We start from the raw sequence: 15,528 nt of genomic DNA on the forward strand, positions 1-15,528 counted from the left end.
AGCGCTTAATAAGCACCTGAAATATTCGTCTCGTACCGACAACCATTTAATTTACAGTTCACTTTACTCAGCAATAATCCAATTATATTGGCTACTAAATTCAAGTAGTCAATCAGCTAAATTTTACCACAACTGGTTGCGTATCCGGAGTGGTTACCCGACCCTATCGCTTCCGATCAGGGCAGTTAAGCTTATACCCTACACCATTAACAATAACGTAACCTTAAGTTATCGGGCTATGCCTATTTGACTTGGCGAAATCCCCTTACGCATTCGCCCATTCTAGCCACCCCAAATCGCCAACAAATCCCGGTGCTGACCACGAGCTTAAGTCGTTCCCCTAACTAAACGCTAAGTTTTTACGAAGTTTGGTACGTCACCGGCAGAGCTTCCCCATTTTTGCGGTAGACTTTTAACCAAAGAGTCTGCATGGTATTCTATTATAGTCAGACATATTTGGTACTGGTTGGTTTGGCCCCCGCTGACTTTTGAGTGGGGTCACAATTACTGGCTAAGAGGGTTAGTCAATCACCAGTACAGGCAAACAAAAAACGCACCATGAAATAATAACAGCAGACCGTCCACGACAGTTGATGCGGGTTAAATTCCGTGTCAGCCGCAGGGCTGGGGAAAATGGGCCAGGTGTGGGAGTGACCAGAGGCGGATCAAAGTGACCAGCTGTGTCGATGGTCTTAGCTGAGGTTTCTCACTCAGCTTAGAGCATGGGACAACCTTTGAGACCGCACCTCAGGCTCAAAGTTGAGGTGGAAGCCCGCTTCTCAGGCTGGAACCGGCCCCACAGCAGGGCACTTTGAATCCGCCGCCGGGAACGGACACAACGCAGCCCAGTTTTCACCAGCCCGGAGGCGCGGGCAACACGAATTTTAACCAGAATCAATAACGGAGGGGTATTCATGAAGCAACAACGGCACACCCTAGCGGCCCTAAGAGTTAGCCGCTGGGTGTATGGGGGAGCATTTCTAATTCCATTCGCCATTCTGTGTTTAATCTTTTGGCGTTTACAGATTACACCGTTTGGCCCACGAAACTTATTATTTAGCGATATCGGGACCCAGTACATCCCCATTCTAGAAAATCTACGGTCGACCGTCCTGCACGGGCAGTTTCACCTCTTTTCCTTTTCACTTGGGTCTGGGAGCGGCATTATTCCCCTCCTGACCTACTACGTCATCAGTCCGTTCAATCTCCTGGTCTTTCTCTTCTCGGCGACCAAATTGCCGGTGGCGATGACCTGGATCATTATTTTAAAAATTAGTACGATTGGCCTGACCATGGCTGTTTTCATCCGGCACGCCTTTTTGAAGAGCGGCTGGTCCATGTTACTGTTCACCACGGCCTTTAGCCTGTGCGGGTTCGTTAGCATGTACTTCTATGACATGATGTGGCTGGACGCCCTGATTTGGTTGCCACTGGTGGCCCTGGGCCTGCACCGTATCGTCAGTCTGCACCGCTATGGCCTGTACACGGTTAGCCTGACCGCCACCATTATTAGTAATTACTATATGGGTTATATGACTTGCCTGTTTTCAGTTATGTACTTTATCTACTTAATCATTGAACATCAACCCAACGCCACGCCATTCAAGGACGTTTGGCACATGCACTGGCCCGCCATTCGCCAATTTACGATTGGTTCCTTGGTTGCCGGTGGGATGTCGATGATTGTCCTGATTCCAACAGCGATGGGGATGCTGCTGACCGGGAAGAGTAATTTCTTCATCAATAATTACCTGCCCACGCCGATGTTTGGACCGGAAGTGCTCGCCCAGTTTGCGCCGGGAACCAGCACCTACGCGTCCCATTTATACCACGCACCGTCGTTATTCATGGGCACACTGATGTTTCTCCTGCTCATCGTCTACTTCGTCTCCCCCCAGATTCACGCGGTGGAAAAGAAGCGAACGATGTGGCTCTTAATTGTCATGGGACTGGGCCTATTCGTCACGGTATTAAACACCACCTGGCACATGTTCCAACAACCCGCTGGCTTTCCATACCGGAACGTTTACTTCTTTACATTCCTGGCATTGACAACGGCCTACCGAGCTTGGCAAACGCACCCGTCCCAGTCGATGAACGACCCACAGAAGGTCCTCGCTCTGGTCTGGGCCGCGGGTCTACTGGTCATCGGCTTTCTGAGTGCCCAGGTGATTCCGACCGTTTGGGACCACTTGCTGCCCAGCTACAATCACGACCTGTACGTCATGAGTCAACCGGCCTTTCACCTACTGTGGCCGGCACTGGGCCTGTTGTTGCTCAACACGATGCTGCTCTTCATCACCGAGTGGCGCCCGATTCGCCTAGGCTTAATGGGCGTCTTGATTTTGTTTGAACTGGGCGGCACCTTCCTAATGGCCACTCAGGGCATGGAATGGGGATCTCAGCCTAAGTTTGAAAAATACTATCAAAAGGACGCCGCCAACCTCAACCGAGTGACGGCTGCCAAATCGAAACCCAACCTGCACCGCATCGACTTCAGCCATTCCCAAATTGGCCGGGCCTACAGCGGCGTTTACAACCACTACAACGATGCCATCATGTTCAATTATCCTGGCGTCAGTTACTACAGCTCCACGCTGGATGAGCAGTCCCGGGTCTTCCAACACGACCTTGGCTACTTCAGTCCCAACGTGCGGCGGATTAGTTCGCAGGGCTATACCAGCCTGACCGACACGCTGATGGGCGTTAAGTACCGGCTGAATGCCAAGTACCAAGACCCCGTCTCATTGCTGGACACGTACGCCGGTTTCGGCTTCGCGGTGCCCCAGAAATTTGGTAAACTCCAGTTGGACGACCAAGCGGCGCTGATCAACCAGCAACGTATCCTGGCGGCCTTAGACGCCCCTAAGAATACGTTGGCGCCCGTGAAGGTCTTGAGCGTCACGACTCACCGCGCCCACGAGGACGACCTGAAACGGGTTGCTGGTTCAACGGATATGCCGAGCCAACGTTTCGTCCAAACGTTTAAGGTGCGAGTCAACGCGACCGGCCTGTTGCACGGCTACTCACCGGCCAATGCGATTATCTACTCGAGTCTGGCGGTCAATGGCCGTTCCGTCAGACCCATGATCAAGGCCGATGGCTACCGCTATTTGGCAAAATTGGGCTGGTTCACCAAGGGTGACGTACTGAAAATCAGTTACATCACCCAGGAACCACTGGCCGGCTACACCAACCAGTTTGCTTCCATGAACGAGCGCAAATTCGTCAAACTGGTCGATAGCTTAAAGCAACAACGGTTCAAGCTACGCGCCAACAGTGGCGTTTCCTGGTTATCCGGGGACGTCACGGGCACCACGGACCGAAATCTGCTCTACGTCGCAATTCCAAAAACACCGGGCTGGTCAGCCACGGTTAACGGCAAGCCGGTCGCCATCCAATCGGCCATGCATGCGCAATCGCTGCTTCCCGTGCGCCACAACTATCCGGGGATGATTGGCGTGCCGCTCAAGCCGGGCAAGAATCACGTTGTCCTACACTACACCACGCCAGGACTGAAGTTGGGCATGACCATTAGTTTGGCCAGCTTCGTCGTCTTCATCCTCCTGTGGTTCACGGTGGAATGGCAACGGCCCCTGAAGAAGCGCGAAGAAGATTTAGCAAATCAACATCATTTCTAACCAAAATAAGCTGACGTTAACCCTTCACAGGTTAGTGCCAGCTTTTCGTTTACAAAAATTTAAGTAACTGCGGAATCGTGCCATTTTCTAAAATGATAAAAAGTCCTAGGCCAATATAGATGGCCGAAATGACCCAACGATTGTAGCGCTCGATGAACTCGCCGACCCCTGGCAGGCAGGAGATTTTCTGCGCCGTGAACACCAGCAAGTAGATCATGATCAGGAAAACAATCAGCGTCACGATGAGCTGTTGGCGGGTCAGCGTCACAAAGTACGGCACGAACAGTCCGAGGTTGTCCGCCCCACAACTTCCGATGGTCACAATGGCCACGGTCTCGGTCAACTTACTGAGGCCCTTGCTGTGCAGGCGTTCCTTCGCTTTGGCCTCCCCGGAGTCTTCAACAAACCAGACTCGAATCCCAAAGTAGATGGGAATCAATCCCAATAAGCCCAACAACCATTTTTCGGGCACATAGTGCAGTACGAAAGCAAAAAAGAGGCTCATCAAAATCAACGCCACGGATCCCAGGTACTGGCCCAGGTAAATATCCAGGTACTGGCGTTTATCTTTGACATGGGCAAAATAAATCAAGAGGATGACAAGCAGGTCAACGGCGGTGGCGGTATATAACATCACGGCCGTCAGAATGGTCTGAAACATGACGGGCACTCCAATCTGTAGTGAAAGCTCTTACAATTGCAGTGTATCACATTTTCCGTCCCCGACAAGTAGGCAATTCCCTAACGACGGGAAATGGTGAAAAATGGAAACAAAAAATGAGCCAACCACCAAATTTGTTTGAGGGTTGACTCATTCGATTGCATTGTATTTTATTGATTAAGTGTCGCGTCGCCAAACAATGTTTGTTAGACACACGAAAGCCGACTACAGCCGATCACGAATCAAACCAGTGTCAGCCGCAGGGCTGGTGAAAATGGGCTCAGCCGTGGGAGTTGCCTTAGCGGGTTCCCCGCTTAGACAACTGCTATCTTTGAGACGTGGTTTTCGGCTCAAAGTAAGTCTGGAGACCGCCCTTCGGCTCCAGACGTGCGCCCACAGCGTCACGGCCCATTTTCACCAGCCCGGAGGCGCCAACAAAAGCTCGTTTTATTCGGACGGGCGGACTTTGGAGCGGTCGACTTCCCCATGGTGCACGCGGTCCATCGTCCACCGCAACAGGAACGGTGCCAACAGCGTCGCGATAATGATGGCCGCCACGATTGCTGAGTACCGAACGGGTGACATCAGCTTAGCCGCGTACCCGATTTGTGCGATGATTAAAGCCATTTCACCCCGAGAGACCATCCCGGCGCCCACTGCGGCGGAACTGCCCCAGGAGAAGCCGGCCATTTTGGCCCCACTCCCGGCACCAATCAACTTGGACAGAACGGCCACGGCCGTCAGGACTAGGATGAACCCAATCTGTTTGCCCAACCCATTAAAGTCCATGTTCAGCCCAATGCTGACAAAGAATACGGGGATGAACAATGCGTAGCCAACTGGCTCAATGTGCCGGTCGACCGTGGAGCGCGCCGTCGTTTGGGAAATAGCGATACCGGCAAAGAAGGCCCCGACCACGTCGCTTAAGCCAACGAGTTCGGCTACGTAAGCCATCCCGAAACACAGGATGATGGCCATCAGTGTTGGGCCCATTGGAATCAACAGGCGTTCACCAATTTTAGCCATGTAAGGCGCTAACCAGCGGACCACAAAGTAAATGGCCGCAAAGTAAATCACCTGTTCAATCGTGGTTAGTAAGAGGCTGCTAGACTGCGCGGCGCTCTCACCAACGGCGGTTCCGGTCGTGCTGACCAACACACTTAAAATCACAACGGCCAGCACGTCATCAACCACGGCGGCCCCCAGAATCGTGGTCCCCTCGCGGCTATTTAACGCGTTCATTTCCTTTAAGACTTCCACGGAAATTGAAACGGAGGTCGCGGCGAAAATCACACTGATGAATAAACTTTCCGTGACGCCCAGGTTGTAAAACATCCCCACGGCGTACGTCCCCAACACGGGAATCAGGACCCCCATGAGGGCGACCAACACGCTGGGTTTCAGGTAGCGTTTCAACAGTTGTAAATCACTTTCGAGTCCGGCGATGAACATCAGGATGATGACCCCGATTTCCGCAAAGCCTTCCAGTGAGTGGCTGAGTGAGATCCAGCCCAACATGGCCGGTCCCACTAGGACCCCCACTAACAGTTGGCCGATGACGGCCGGAATCCCGATACGGGTACAGTAGTGTCCCACCACGGTTGTTGCCAATAAGATTAACGTTAAGTCTTTTAATAGTTCCACAAGTTTCCTCCCTCGCACGAAAAAAGCGACCGCCTCAAAACGGTCCCCCCAACCCAAGGAGGACGCTGTTCTTGAAAGCAATCGCTTCAACCATCTCTAATTCATATTTCATACAGTATACTAGAAAACGCCACCAATCGCAACACAGACGACCACGCTCTGTTAGGCCACACAGTCAATTGGGAATAAAATTACCTGCGAGCGCAAACTTAATTACCCGTTGAAGGACTAATCGTGGTAAACTAATAACGATTGTGAGGTGACACGTGTGAAGTGGCTTGAATCTAATTTAGTCGTGATCTTTTGGTCCGTTATCTTCGGCGAAGTTATGGGTTACATCGGTGGTACGTTGGAACAAATGACTTGGGAACCCATGAAAATTGGGATCTGGATGGCAGTAGTCGCTGTGATTGCGGTCAACGGAATCACGCTACTTAGCCGTGATAACCAAGCTTCCAGTGATAAAAAGTCACGTTAAGCTTGATCGATAAACGGAGCCTTGGCTGATGCTGAGGCTTTTTTGTTACGAAAAGAGTGGGACAAGAGGCGCTTAGCCGGCGAGCATTAAGGCTGATACCCGGATAATCCTGGTTTGGGATTATTTGGTTATCAGTTTTAAGCGGAACTGGCTGCCTCTTGGCGCACGTTTCAGCCATATATAAGTACGCCGTAAAAGCGCCTGGGAATTTATCCCAGGCGCTTTGTCGTTCTAAGTATCAACTGATTTACCGTGCCCGAACATAGGTCATCGATTGGCCGTTAAACGACCACTTCAGGGCGGGCTGTTGCTGGTAGTGCGTGCGTTGCAAGTTGTTGTACGCCCCCACCTGCATGCCCCCGGCGATCTTAAAGACCGAGATGCTGTGCTTGCCTTGATAGACACCCAGTTCCTTGCCCGCGTAAGACCCGAACTGGCTCTTAAACGAGCGCGCGGTAATTTTTAATTTGAGATTCTTTTTCGCTGACCAAGTGGCATGCTTTAATTTCCAAGTTCCCCGATAAGCCTGTGGCACCGACTGATAAATGCTCTGCGCAGCGGCCGGCTGAGGCGCCGTCAACATGGTGGCCCCCAAGCCCAAAGTGGTCGCAGCAATTGTCGTCATGAATAATTGTTTCAGCATAGCTATCCACTCCCCTCACCATTTAGCGTATCACTAGATGAGCAGAGCTTGGGCACTAGGAAACCGATTGGCAAGGTAACTTAACAAAGAAACTTGGCGTGACGTGCTGAGAACAATGGCACGTTGGAGCAGGTACGCGTTCCACTATTAGGACACAAACGGCGTGAACGTCCCGGCCAGCACCAACCACCTCAAGACCTAACCGAGCAACGGGTCAAACCCGTGTCAGCCACGGAGCTGGGAAAACTGGACCCAACTAGGTCGTTGTTAGTGACCAGAGGCAGATCAAAGTGACCGGCTGTGTCGGTGGTCTTGGCTGGAGTTTTGTTCCAGCCTAGCCCACGGGGCAACCTTTGAGACCGCACTCTGGCTCAAAGTTGAGGTGGAAGCCCGCCCTTCGGCTGTAACCGACCCCATAGCCGGGCACTTTGAATCTGCCACCGGGAACGAAAACCACCACGACTAGGCTCGGTTTTAACCCGTTACTTGGCTTTGACGTAGTAGGCGGTTGAGGTGTTGAACGTCCACTTCAGTGCGACCTGGTTCTTATAGTGCGTCCGGCGCAAAACGTTGTACTCGCCAACCTGCTTCCCATTAGCGATTTGGAAGACGGACACATACTTCTTGCCAACCTTCTTACCAATGTGAACACCCAGTTGTTTGTCCTTGTATGTACCGAAATCACTCTTAAAGACCCGTGCCTTAATCTTCAGCTGACTGCCCTTTTTCACGCGACCGGTCGAATGTTTGAGCTTCCAAGTTCCCCGGTAACGCTTGGGAATCTTCTGGTAAACGCTCTGCTTAGCGGCTGCCGGTTGTGGTGCCTGGATGAGGCCTTCAAACCCCAGTCCCAAGGCGCTAACAGCTAAAACAGTCATCACTTTATTTCGTAACATATGATCCGCTCCCTTCATAGGTTTAGTTTATCACGAAAGCGGTTACTTTAGCAGGTAAATGCAACGCTCTCTGACGTAAAAAAGCGCGTCCGACTGGCTGTCGACCACGCTTAAAAACCATACTAAATATTTTCTTCTGCACGGATCTGATTCTTAATGCCATTCATGTCCTGGTCCAATTGATGCACCAGCTCGGCCTTGGCAATCAACTCACGCCGCAGCTCATCTTGGTGGTGCACGTTCTTTTTATAACTTAATTCATGCTCGAGCGAGGCCCAGAAATTCATGGCAATCGTGCGAATCTGGACCTCGACCGTGACCTCCTGAACGCCAGCCGCCAAAAAGACGGGCACCGCTAAAATCAGGTGCAGGCTCCGGTAGCCGTTGGGTTTCGGCTTTGAAACGTAATCCTTGCGCTTTAAAATTTTAATATCCGGTTGTTTCTCCAGGCGCCGTTCCATGGACAAAATATCATCCTCGAAGCGCACAATGACGCGGATGCCAGCAATGTCATGCATCTGGTCCGGTAGCGTCTGCAGGTTCAGTGCCAAGTGTTTGCGCTGCACCTTTTCGATAATACTCTCCGGCGACTTGATGCGTGACTGCAGGCTGTCGACCAGTGTGTGGCCATTTTGAATTTGATATTCCTGGTCGAGGTAGTGAATCTTGGTTTCAACCACCTGGACCGCACTCCGATAATTTAACATCAACGCGCGAAACTGATCGATGGCCTTTAGTGAAGTCGGGTCGTTGGGAAACTGCGCGGGTAAGTTCTCGTTAGCCATTAATTTATGCTCCTTTTAGCGGGCCGCTTGTGCCATTGCCGCATTTCGGGCACCAGCCACGCTAGTAATAAGAAATTTAATAGCAGCGTCAAGGCGGTAAACATAAAGACGCCGTTGTAATTGAACCAGTTGGCGACCACCCCACCCAACATGGCGCCCAGCATACTGCCGAGGGCCTGGAAGGATTGGTTCCAGCTAAAGACCGTCCCGGTCAAGGATTGTGGCGCATTCTTCGTCAACATCGTCTGCACAGCCGGGAACAGAGCGCCGTCCGAGATGCCAATCATGAACCGGAAAATGCCGAGTAGCCAAACGCTGGTCACAAAGCCTTGGGGGAAATACATCAGGACGGCGAAGACGTAGCCGAACACCAACACGCGCTGTGTGCCGTGCCGGTCGCCATATTCACCCAGTTTTGGAGCCGCCAATAGCGTTGAAATCCCTGGCAAGGCCGCGATGATTCCGGCAACCAGCGTGATGGGGCCGGTGTGATGCATCAACTGCCGGACATACAGACTAATGATTGGGGTAATCGAATTATTGCCCATTTGAATAAACATGGTCGAAATCAATAACACCACGATGAGGGTCGGATTCTTCACCTGTTTCAGGAAAAAACCGGCCTGGGCCTGACGTGCCTTACTGATGGGCGTAAAGTGTTCGTGGACCAGCGTTGCGCTCAGGAAGAACACGATAATCAGGAAAATCCCGGTTAGGATAAACGTCCAGCGAATCGAAAACACTTGGGCCAGGATACCACCCAACACTGGGCCAATCAAATTACCGCTCACATAACCGGTCGTCAGGATGCCCAGGGCGTTGCCGCTCTTCTCCTTCGGCGTTTCCGACGCAATCAGCGCACTGGCATTGGGAATGTACCCCGCAAAGAAACCTTGTAAAAAGCGCAGGCCAATCAACTGCCAAACGTTGGTCACAAACCCCATCAAGCCAATGACAGCGGCCATCCCCAACGAGGACCGTAGCAGCATGAGTTTCCGGCCTTTCCGATCCGCCAGTTTGCCCCATAATGGTGACACCACGGCAATCACAAAGAAGGTTGCCGCGTAGGTCAGCCCACTATACATGGTCAGCTGGCCCTTCGTAAACGTCCCCAAATCATCGACGTATAACGAAATAAATGGCATGATTTCACTGAATCCCATGCCAGCAATAAATGTCCCTAACCATAAGACAGCTAAATTTTGCCGCCATTGCTCGGTCTTGCGTGTTCCCACGGTGAGTCGCCTCTCGTTTCTGAAAATCTACTTACCTTTTAGTTTAGCATAACCGAGCCAACTGTCACTTGATTTTGCTAACCCATTTTCCCGCAAAAAAAGCCCGAGAGTCGCCCCTCGAGCTTCACACATTCTTCTATTCTGTGGCTTATCCTTTAACCCCAATCGCTAATGCGATGAGTAAAATAATTAACACTAACGTGGTGATGGCCACGTACAGGTGATCCTTTTCTTTATAAAAAGCGTAGATGGAAACGACGACCCGCAAGACGGGCGTTAAAATCAGGCAGTATACCCCAAGCATCATGATGGCGTAGGGCTTTAATTGCCACGTTCCGGCCAGAATCATCCCCATTTGCCGGGGCACGAAATCCCCTTCGTAGCCGGAGTAACCGGTAATCAGGAATAAAGCTAAGCCAATCAACATGACAATGGCGGAGAAAATAACCCCAACCTGAAGAATTCGCCCAATAATGGTTTCGACCTGTGCCATTTCTCTGGCGGTCGTTGCTGGTTTTTGTGCCATTAGAAGTGAACCCCCAATCCTTTAAATAACATTTGGAATCCAATGTACAAGATAATTGGAATAAAGACAATACGAATCCACCGCGCTGGCAGAACTTGCATGATCCGTGAGCCAATCACAGCACCACCCAAGATACCTAAGGCCATGGGAACGGCAATCCCTGGTAAAATCGCGCCGTTAAAGAAGTACACCGTGGCACTCGCTGCTGCCGTAACCCCCATCATCAAGTTGGACGTTGAACTGGAAGGTTTCAGTGGCATCTTCATAAAGGTATCCAATGCCATCACCTTGAAGGCGCCGGACCCAATGCCCAGCAACCCACTAGCGACCCCGGCCCCAAACATCACGGAAAAACCGGCTGGCACGTTTTCAACCTGGTAATCAATATCTTTCATTTCGGCCTTATCAAAGTAAGTCCCGTTTAATTTCAACTTCGCCGCAATTTTATCCGGTTCGACCCGTTGTAAGACTTCGGACCCGCGCCGCAACTTGCGGTACATGTTCCACCCAGAGAAAACGAGCAGGCATCCAAATAACAGGTACAAGTATTTGGGATCTAAGACCCCGGTTAACAAGGCCCCCACGATGGCCCCAATGGTCGTCGCAATTTCCAAAAACATAGCGACCCGCAGGTTTAATACGTTATCGCGCAGGTAAGCGATGGTTGATCCTGAACTAGTGGCGATAACGGCAATGATACTAGCCCCAATCGCGTATTTAATGTTTAACCCCATCCCAAGGGTTAAGATTGGCGTGATAATCATCCCACCACCGATACCTAAAATGGCCCCGGCGATTCCGGCGAAGATACCCACGGCCAACATAATAATGGCTGTATGAATCATAAGTGACTAATGCCTCCTTCATCAATTTACTTAACCGATTATCAACCTTTGCGGGGATGGCGGCAAGTTTGCCAGGGAATAATTCGTCGCATATTTGTTAAATATTTCACATTAAAAATCAGCTTGGTACCAGCGTTTATAAAATAGTCTATTCGAAATTGTGCATCATCAAATATAATGTTTTTCTTAACCCCAATGTTTTTCAGCCAATTTCCACCCTTAACTAATGGGAAACGTTCAGGCTTACAATCGCTTTCATAAGCAAAAGAAATTGCCATACAAAAATCATATGGCAACTTCTTTTATTTTGTATTTAACATATGTTAGAACGCCGCTTGCAACCGCAACTTTAGCCTCAGTAGCTGTCGATAAACCGCTGAAGGAGCGGGCTAGGCGTGATTTGTTCCGGCCAAACCAACTTCAGGGTGGTGCGCCACGGTTGATACCGAATCTGCCGGACACTGGTTTGCAGACCACTCGTCTGTTCCGCCACCGACTGTGGCACGACCGCCACGCCCATCCGGGACTCGGCCCATTGAACCGCCGTCCGCGCATCATCGCAGGTACAGGCAATGAATGGCGCCATTTGCTTTTCAGCGAAAGTGGCTTGGAACAGATGCTCGAACCGACGATAAATAATCAAGGGAACGGTCGCTAGGTCCTCGACCTTTAACGTAGCCGCCGGAAAGTGGTCATACTTCTTGGGCACCACGGCCACCATCGACTCCGTAGCTAGGTCCTTGCTGGCTAATCCCGGTGCCGTAAAGGGCGTCCGCACGATGGCCACATCAATTAGATGTTTTTCTAACCGATCAATCAGGCCATACGTGTTGTCCTCAAACAAGCGAATCTGAACCTTAGGGTAATGACGCGTGAGGGTACGAAGCTTGGCGTTCGGCGTTGCCCCAATCGACGACGAAATCACGCCGACCGACAACACGCCCGCTAACCCTTGTCCTAGTGACCGCACCTGGCTGTCTGCCCGGTCCCTGAGATCGACCAGTTGTTGCGCATAATCTCGCAAGAGTTGCCCCGCGGGCGTTAACGTTGTCCCACTAGCGGAGCGGTTCAAGAGGGTCACGCCCATCTCCGTCTCTAACTGTTTTAACTGATAACTCAATGGTGGCTGAGCCATATGAAGCTGTTGGGCCGCTGCCGTAATCTGGCCGGCATTGGCCACCGCCAAAAAATATTCTAGTTGTCGAAAATTCACCGAGAAGACCCCCACCGTTTTTTTCCATTATACCAAACCTTCAAGGCAGACCGGTCTCTCCGGTAATGGAACGCTGCTGGTTCTTGTTGGGCCGTTGATAGCGATCTTTTGCCGGCAAGTTTTCTTTCAAGAGATATTGCCGAATCAATAAGACAATCTGCTTGTTTTGCGGCAGGTCCGAATGGGTCGTATCGTCCCCGGTAACGGTAATTTGGGTGTAGTGCGCCACCTGATTTTGGAAGACGTACTTCCCCTGGTTGACGCTGTTCGCTGGCACCGTGCCATCGCTGGAGTAATTCTCCGTTCCGGCTACGGAGTACACGGTCAGTTTCTTGGGTAGTTTACTCCGGCCCGCGACCAACTCTTTGAGAATGGCCGTTCGGGTCGTTGTACTATCGGACTCCATGTTATACGGTGTCGCGATGGTCATCAGTTTATCAATGGCCACGTGCTTGATCTGCGGGAAATCCTTCTCTAGAAATAGGCTGAGGATCAACCCACCATTAGAATGACCCAGCGCCGAAAAATGATTGAAGTGGTAAGTTTTCACCAAGTCTTTAATCGCCAGTGATAACCACTTGGCCTGCTTATTGATATTTTCATAGCCGTCACGATTATTTTCAAAGGCTATTACAATAAACGGTTGATTATCCCCCTGCCGAATCGACCCGGTATAGGAAATTTGGCCGTTTTCGGCCACTTTGACCTTTAACACGCTATGACTAGCCTTGGTTTCTTTACGCAACTGCGTAATCAACGTATCAAAGCGATTTTGACTGGCACTCGACCCTGGCACCATGATCGTCGGGTTCAAGGGCGTTTTATAGTTTGTTTTATATTGGGTGATGCGCTGCTGCATCCAACCGACACTAGGGAGAAAGATTCCTAGGACGACAATCACCCCGAGAAGCCATCGCCACCAACTATGCCGCATGGTCCTCGCCCCCTTCATGATTCAGTAGCCGAACAAATGGGACATAGATCAAGACCGAAATAGTTAAACACACCAGGCTAAGTAGTAAGGCGCGCCAGTCGCCCCCGGTACCCAGAAAGGCAATCAGTGGTCCCGGCGTCGTCCGTGGCACCGGGTAAACAATCGGTGGGACTAGTTTCCAGGTAATGGCAAACCAGGCCAACACAATGTTCACTGCGGGCGCTACTAGAAATGGAATCAACAGGATTGGATTGTACAAGACGGGTAATCCCAACAGCGTGGGTTCGTTCAGGTTAACCAGATTCGGTAAAAATGTCTGGCTCGCCACTCGCCGGTAACTGGCCTGCTTGGAGACCAAACCAATCGCAATCAATAGGGCCAACGTCATACCGGCACCCCCAAAGTTGGCGTAGGCATCCCCCAAGGTATGTAGCGTCACGGCATTCGGGGCGCCCCAACCAGACCCATGCTGAACGGCGTAGGCCAGATTTTGCAGGGAGGTCACCGAGCTGTTTCCAGCCAATGAAATCGGTCCAATGAGTCCCAACCACCATAAAACATTACTCAACGTCGTGACACCTAAAATCACAAATCCCCGGTGGCCAGGGTTCACCACGGCCGCACTGAGGGCCTGGTAGACCAGATCATTCATGCCGCCATCCGTGAACCAGCTGAAGCCATAGCCCAACGCCACCATTAAAATCAGAACGAAAACGGTGGGCCACGCCACGCGACTGGCCCACGACATCTGTCCGAAACGGGGATGCCGTTGCTGCCAATTTGTTAGGCTTGCCATTAAATGACTTCCTAGCCACCCCACTGCCAGGCCAACCACAATGGCCAAGAAAATGCCTTGCGGTCCTAAATTATTCTCAACAAATAGCGACATGCCATCACTCTCGGAATTAGGCATCCCCAGCATATCGTAATTCACGTTGAGCGCCAGAAAGGCTAGCGCACTCATCACACCAACTGCTAGGGCATCCCCACGATAGGTGCGTGCCAAATAATGGCCGGTTGTAAAGGCCACAATGACCGCCACCACGCCGTTAACAACCAGACTTAACGCCTGAAAGAACTGCTGCCACAGGTCAATTCCAGGCAGCCAACTCCCAATATGATAAATTTGGTAAAAAAAACCACTGGAGGCTAAAAAGCTTTGACAGACAACGTCCACTAAAGTCATCACTAAAATAAAGGGGTACGCTACTCGCAACGCCTCTTTAATTGCCCGCATGGCTCGCCACTGTTCCATTCGCTGATTAATCCGCCACAATCCCCGTAACGGTTGCCATCTTCCCATCATTCATCGATCCCCTTATCCCTTGAACTGTTTTCATTATACGGCCTTTTCGTAAAAATTAACGTTCCAGACCTTATAAATTAATTAATGTTAAAGGAATACTGACTACCTGCCATCATCTAACTAACTCTACTAATCAGTTCTTAGCAGGGTTATACTCGAGATGCACAAAATAATTAACGGAGATGAGCAATTTGCATTTACATAAACAATTAACGACCTTGGCTCTACTTACGGGCGGTCTACTACTGGGCGCAACGGGCACTGTAACCGCCAACGCCAAGTACCAAGGCCATTCGTCGACCCCCACTGAACTACGGGGAACCTGGTATCAATACCAAGGCAAGCACAAATGGCTAAAAATCAAAATCACCAAGCATGCCTTCAACTGGAACAACCAGTTACGATATACCCCGCAGAAAAAGAGTTGGCACCAGCTGTACATTAAGAAGTATAAGAAGGGCCAAGACGCTGGTGACGGAATTAAGGGCTACGGTGGCACCAACTACGTCTTTAACGGAAAGCTTAAGTTTGACTATCAACGCCTAGGTAACTTTTGGCTTTCAAAGCAACGGGTTAAGGGCCAGCGAGTTATGAAATCCTACAAAAACATGTTTGACTTCAAGGTCTATACCAAGAAAAAGATTGCCCACGATTACTCGTATCAATACAAGGGTAAGCAATACATGAATAGAATTGGGCGTTAGCCCGCAGCCGGTTGGAA

15 protein-coding genes are annotated in these 15,528 nt (G+C 50.8%); 3 read left to right on the forward strand and 12 right to left on the reverse strand.

Annotated features, from left to right (window positions below):
* Window positions 1–914 precede the first annotated feature (914 nt).
* Window positions 915–3,641, forward strand: coding sequence for a YfhO family protein (locus tag JUF22_RS00305; protein ID WP_203642305.1), 2,727 nt, complete (start codon window positions 915–917; stop codon window positions 3,639–3,641).
* 49 nt (window positions 3,642–3,690) lie between these two features.
* Here JUF22_RS00305 and JUF22_RS00310 read toward each other — a convergent pair whose 3' ends face one another.
* The gene (locus tag JUF22_RS00310) at window positions 3,691–4,302 is read right to left on the reverse strand and encodes a CadD family cadmium resistance transporter (protein WP_203642306.1); all 612 of its coding nucleotides are present in this window, start codon (window positions 4,300–4,302) and stop codon (window positions 3,691–3,693) included.
* Between the two features lie 447 nt (window positions 4,303–4,749).
* A complete protein-coding gene (locus JUF22_RS00315) occupies window positions 4,750–5,946 on the reverse strand; it encodes a cation:proton antiporter (RefSeq protein ID WP_203642307.1) in 1,197 nt (398 codons plus the stop codon).
* Between the two features lie 268 nt (window positions 5,947–6,214).
* Here JUF22_RS00315 and JUF22_RS00320 point away from each other — a divergent pair, with 268 nt between their 5' ends.
* Window positions 6,215–6,424 carry a YjzD family protein gene (locus JUF22_RS00320; RefSeq protein ID WP_125764614.1) on the forward strand — a complete coding sequence of 70 codons (210 nt, stop codon included), beginning with the start codon at window positions 6,215–6,217 and terminating at the stop codon, window positions 6,422–6,424.
* Window positions 6,425–6,671: 247 nt separating this feature from the next.
* Here JUF22_RS00320 and JUF22_RS00325 read toward each other — a convergent pair whose 3' ends face one another.
* The 10 genes from JUF22_RS00325 to JUF22_RS00370 form a co-directional block, all read right to left on the reverse strand.
* The gene (locus JUF22_RS00325) at window positions 6,672–7,067 is read right to left on the reverse strand and encodes a hypothetical protein (RefSeq protein ID WP_203642308.1); all 396 of its coding nucleotides are present in this window, start codon (window positions 7,065–7,067) and stop codon (window positions 6,672–6,674) included.
* A gap of 482 nt (window positions 7,068–7,549) precedes the next feature.
* Window positions 7,550–7,963 (reverse strand): hypothetical protein, encoded by a 414-nt coding sequence (locus tag JUF22_RS00330; RefSeq protein ID WP_125764610.1) that lies wholly within the window; start codon window positions 7,961–7,963, stop codon window positions 7,550–7,552.
* Between the two features lie 122 nt (window positions 7,964–8,085).
* On the reverse strand, window positions 8,086–8,748 hold the full coding sequence (locus tag JUF22_RS00335) for a GTP pyrophosphokinase (protein WP_203642309.1): 663 nt from the start codon (window positions 8,746–8,748) through the stop codon (window positions 8,086–8,088).
* Window positions 8,748–9,983 carry a multidrug efflux MFS transporter gene (locus JUF22_RS00340; protein WP_203642310.1) on the reverse strand — a complete coding sequence of 412 codons (1,236 nt, stop codon included), beginning with the start codon at window positions 9,981–9,983 and terminating at the stop codon, window positions 8,748–8,750. The genes JUF22_RS00335 and JUF22_RS00340 overlap by 1 nt, the downstream gene beginning before the upstream one ends.
* Window positions 9,984–10,131: 148 nt before the next feature.
* Window positions 10,132–10,509, reverse strand: coding sequence for a DUF1634 domain-containing protein (locus JUF22_RS00345; protein ID WP_203642312.1), 378 nt, complete (start codon window positions 10,507–10,509; stop codon window positions 10,132–10,134).
* Window positions 10,509–11,354 (reverse strand): sulfite exporter TauE/SafE family protein, encoded by an 846-nt coding sequence (locus tag JUF22_RS00350; protein ID WP_203642313.1) that lies wholly within the window; start codon window positions 11,352–11,354, stop codon window positions 10,509–10,511. The genes JUF22_RS00345 and JUF22_RS00350 overlap by 1 nt, the downstream gene beginning before the upstream one ends.
* A gap of 41 nt (window positions 11,355–11,395) precedes the next feature.
* On the reverse strand, window positions 11,396–11,632 hold the full coding sequence (locus tag JUF22_RS00355; protein ID WP_203642315.1) for a hypothetical protein: 237 nt from the start codon (window positions 11,630–11,632) through the stop codon (window positions 11,396–11,398).
* Window positions 11,633–11,709: 77 nt separating this feature from the next.
* Window positions 11,710–12,567 carry a LysR family transcriptional regulator gene (locus tag JUF22_RS00360; RefSeq protein ID WP_203639195.1) on the reverse strand — a complete coding sequence of 286 codons (858 nt, stop codon included), beginning with the start codon at window positions 12,565–12,567 and terminating at the stop codon, window positions 11,710–11,712.
* A gap of 40 nt (window positions 12,568–12,607) precedes the next feature.
* Window positions 12,608–13,501, reverse strand: coding sequence for an alpha/beta hydrolase (locus JUF22_RS00365; protein WP_203642316.1), 894 nt, complete (start codon window positions 13,499–13,501; stop codon window positions 12,608–12,610).
* Entirely contained in the window at window positions 13,491–14,807 is a 1,317-nt protein-coding gene (locus JUF22_RS00370) for a PTS transporter subunit EIIC (RefSeq protein WP_203642317.1), read from the reverse strand. The genes JUF22_RS00365 and JUF22_RS00370 overlap by 11 nt, the downstream gene beginning before the upstream one ends.
* 191 nt (window positions 14,808–14,998) lie before the next feature.
* Here JUF22_RS00370 and JUF22_RS00375 point away from each other — a divergent pair, with 191 nt between their 5' ends.
* Window positions 14,999–15,511 (forward strand): hypothetical protein, encoded by a 513-nt coding sequence (locus JUF22_RS00375; protein ID WP_203642318.1) that lies wholly within the window; start codon window positions 14,999–15,001, stop codon window positions 15,509–15,511.
* Window positions 15,512–15,528 lie beyond the last annotated feature (17 nt).

Origin of the sequence: Levilactobacillus lanxiensis (genome assembly GCF_016861655.1) — a bacterium.
GTDB lineage: Bacteria > Bacillota > Bacilli > Lactobacillales > Lactobacillaceae > Levilactobacillus > Levilactobacillus lanxiensis.

Bases quoted from the DNA above. Each gene is read 5' to 3' on its own strand.
- JUF22_RS00330 (WP_125764610.1), bottom strand. From the start codon at position 7,963: ATGTTACGAAATAAAGTGATGACTGTTTTAGCTGTTAGCGCCTTGGGA.
- JUF22_RS00365 (WP_203642316.1), bottom strand. From the start codon at position 13,501: ATGCGGCATAGTTGGTGGCGATGGCTTCTCGGGGTGATTGTCGTCCTA.
- JUF22_RS00370 (WP_203642317.1), bottom strand. From the start codon at position 14,807: ATGATGGGAAGATGGCAACCGTTACGGGGATTGTGGCGGATTAATCAG.
- JUF22_RS00305 (WP_203642305.1), top strand. From the start codon at position 915: ATGAAGCAACAACGGCACACCCTAGCGGCCCTAAGAGTTAGCCGCTGG.
- JUF22_RS00350 (WP_203642313.1), bottom strand. From the start codon at position 11,354: ATGATTCATACAGCCATTATTATGTTGGCCGTGGGTATCTTCGCCGGA.
- JUF22_RS00310 (WP_203642306.1), bottom strand. From the start codon at position 4,302: ATGTTTCAGACCATTCTGACGGCCGTGATGTTATATACCGCCACCGCC.
- JUF22_RS00335 (WP_203642309.1), bottom strand. From the start codon at position 8,748: ATGGCTAACGAGAACTTACCCGCGCAGTTTCCCAACGACCCGACTTCA.
- JUF22_RS00325 (WP_203642308.1), bottom strand. From the start codon at position 7,067: ATGCTGAAACAATTATTCATGACGACAATTGCTGCGACCACTTTGGGC.
- JUF22_RS00355 (WP_203642315.1), bottom strand. From the start codon at position 11,632: ATGGCAATTTCTTTTGCTTATGAAAGCGATTGTAAGCCTGAACGTTTC.
- JUF22_RS00345 (WP_203642312.1), bottom strand. From the start codon at position 10,509: ATGGCACAAAAACCAGCAACGACCGCCAGAGAAATGGCACAGGTCGAA.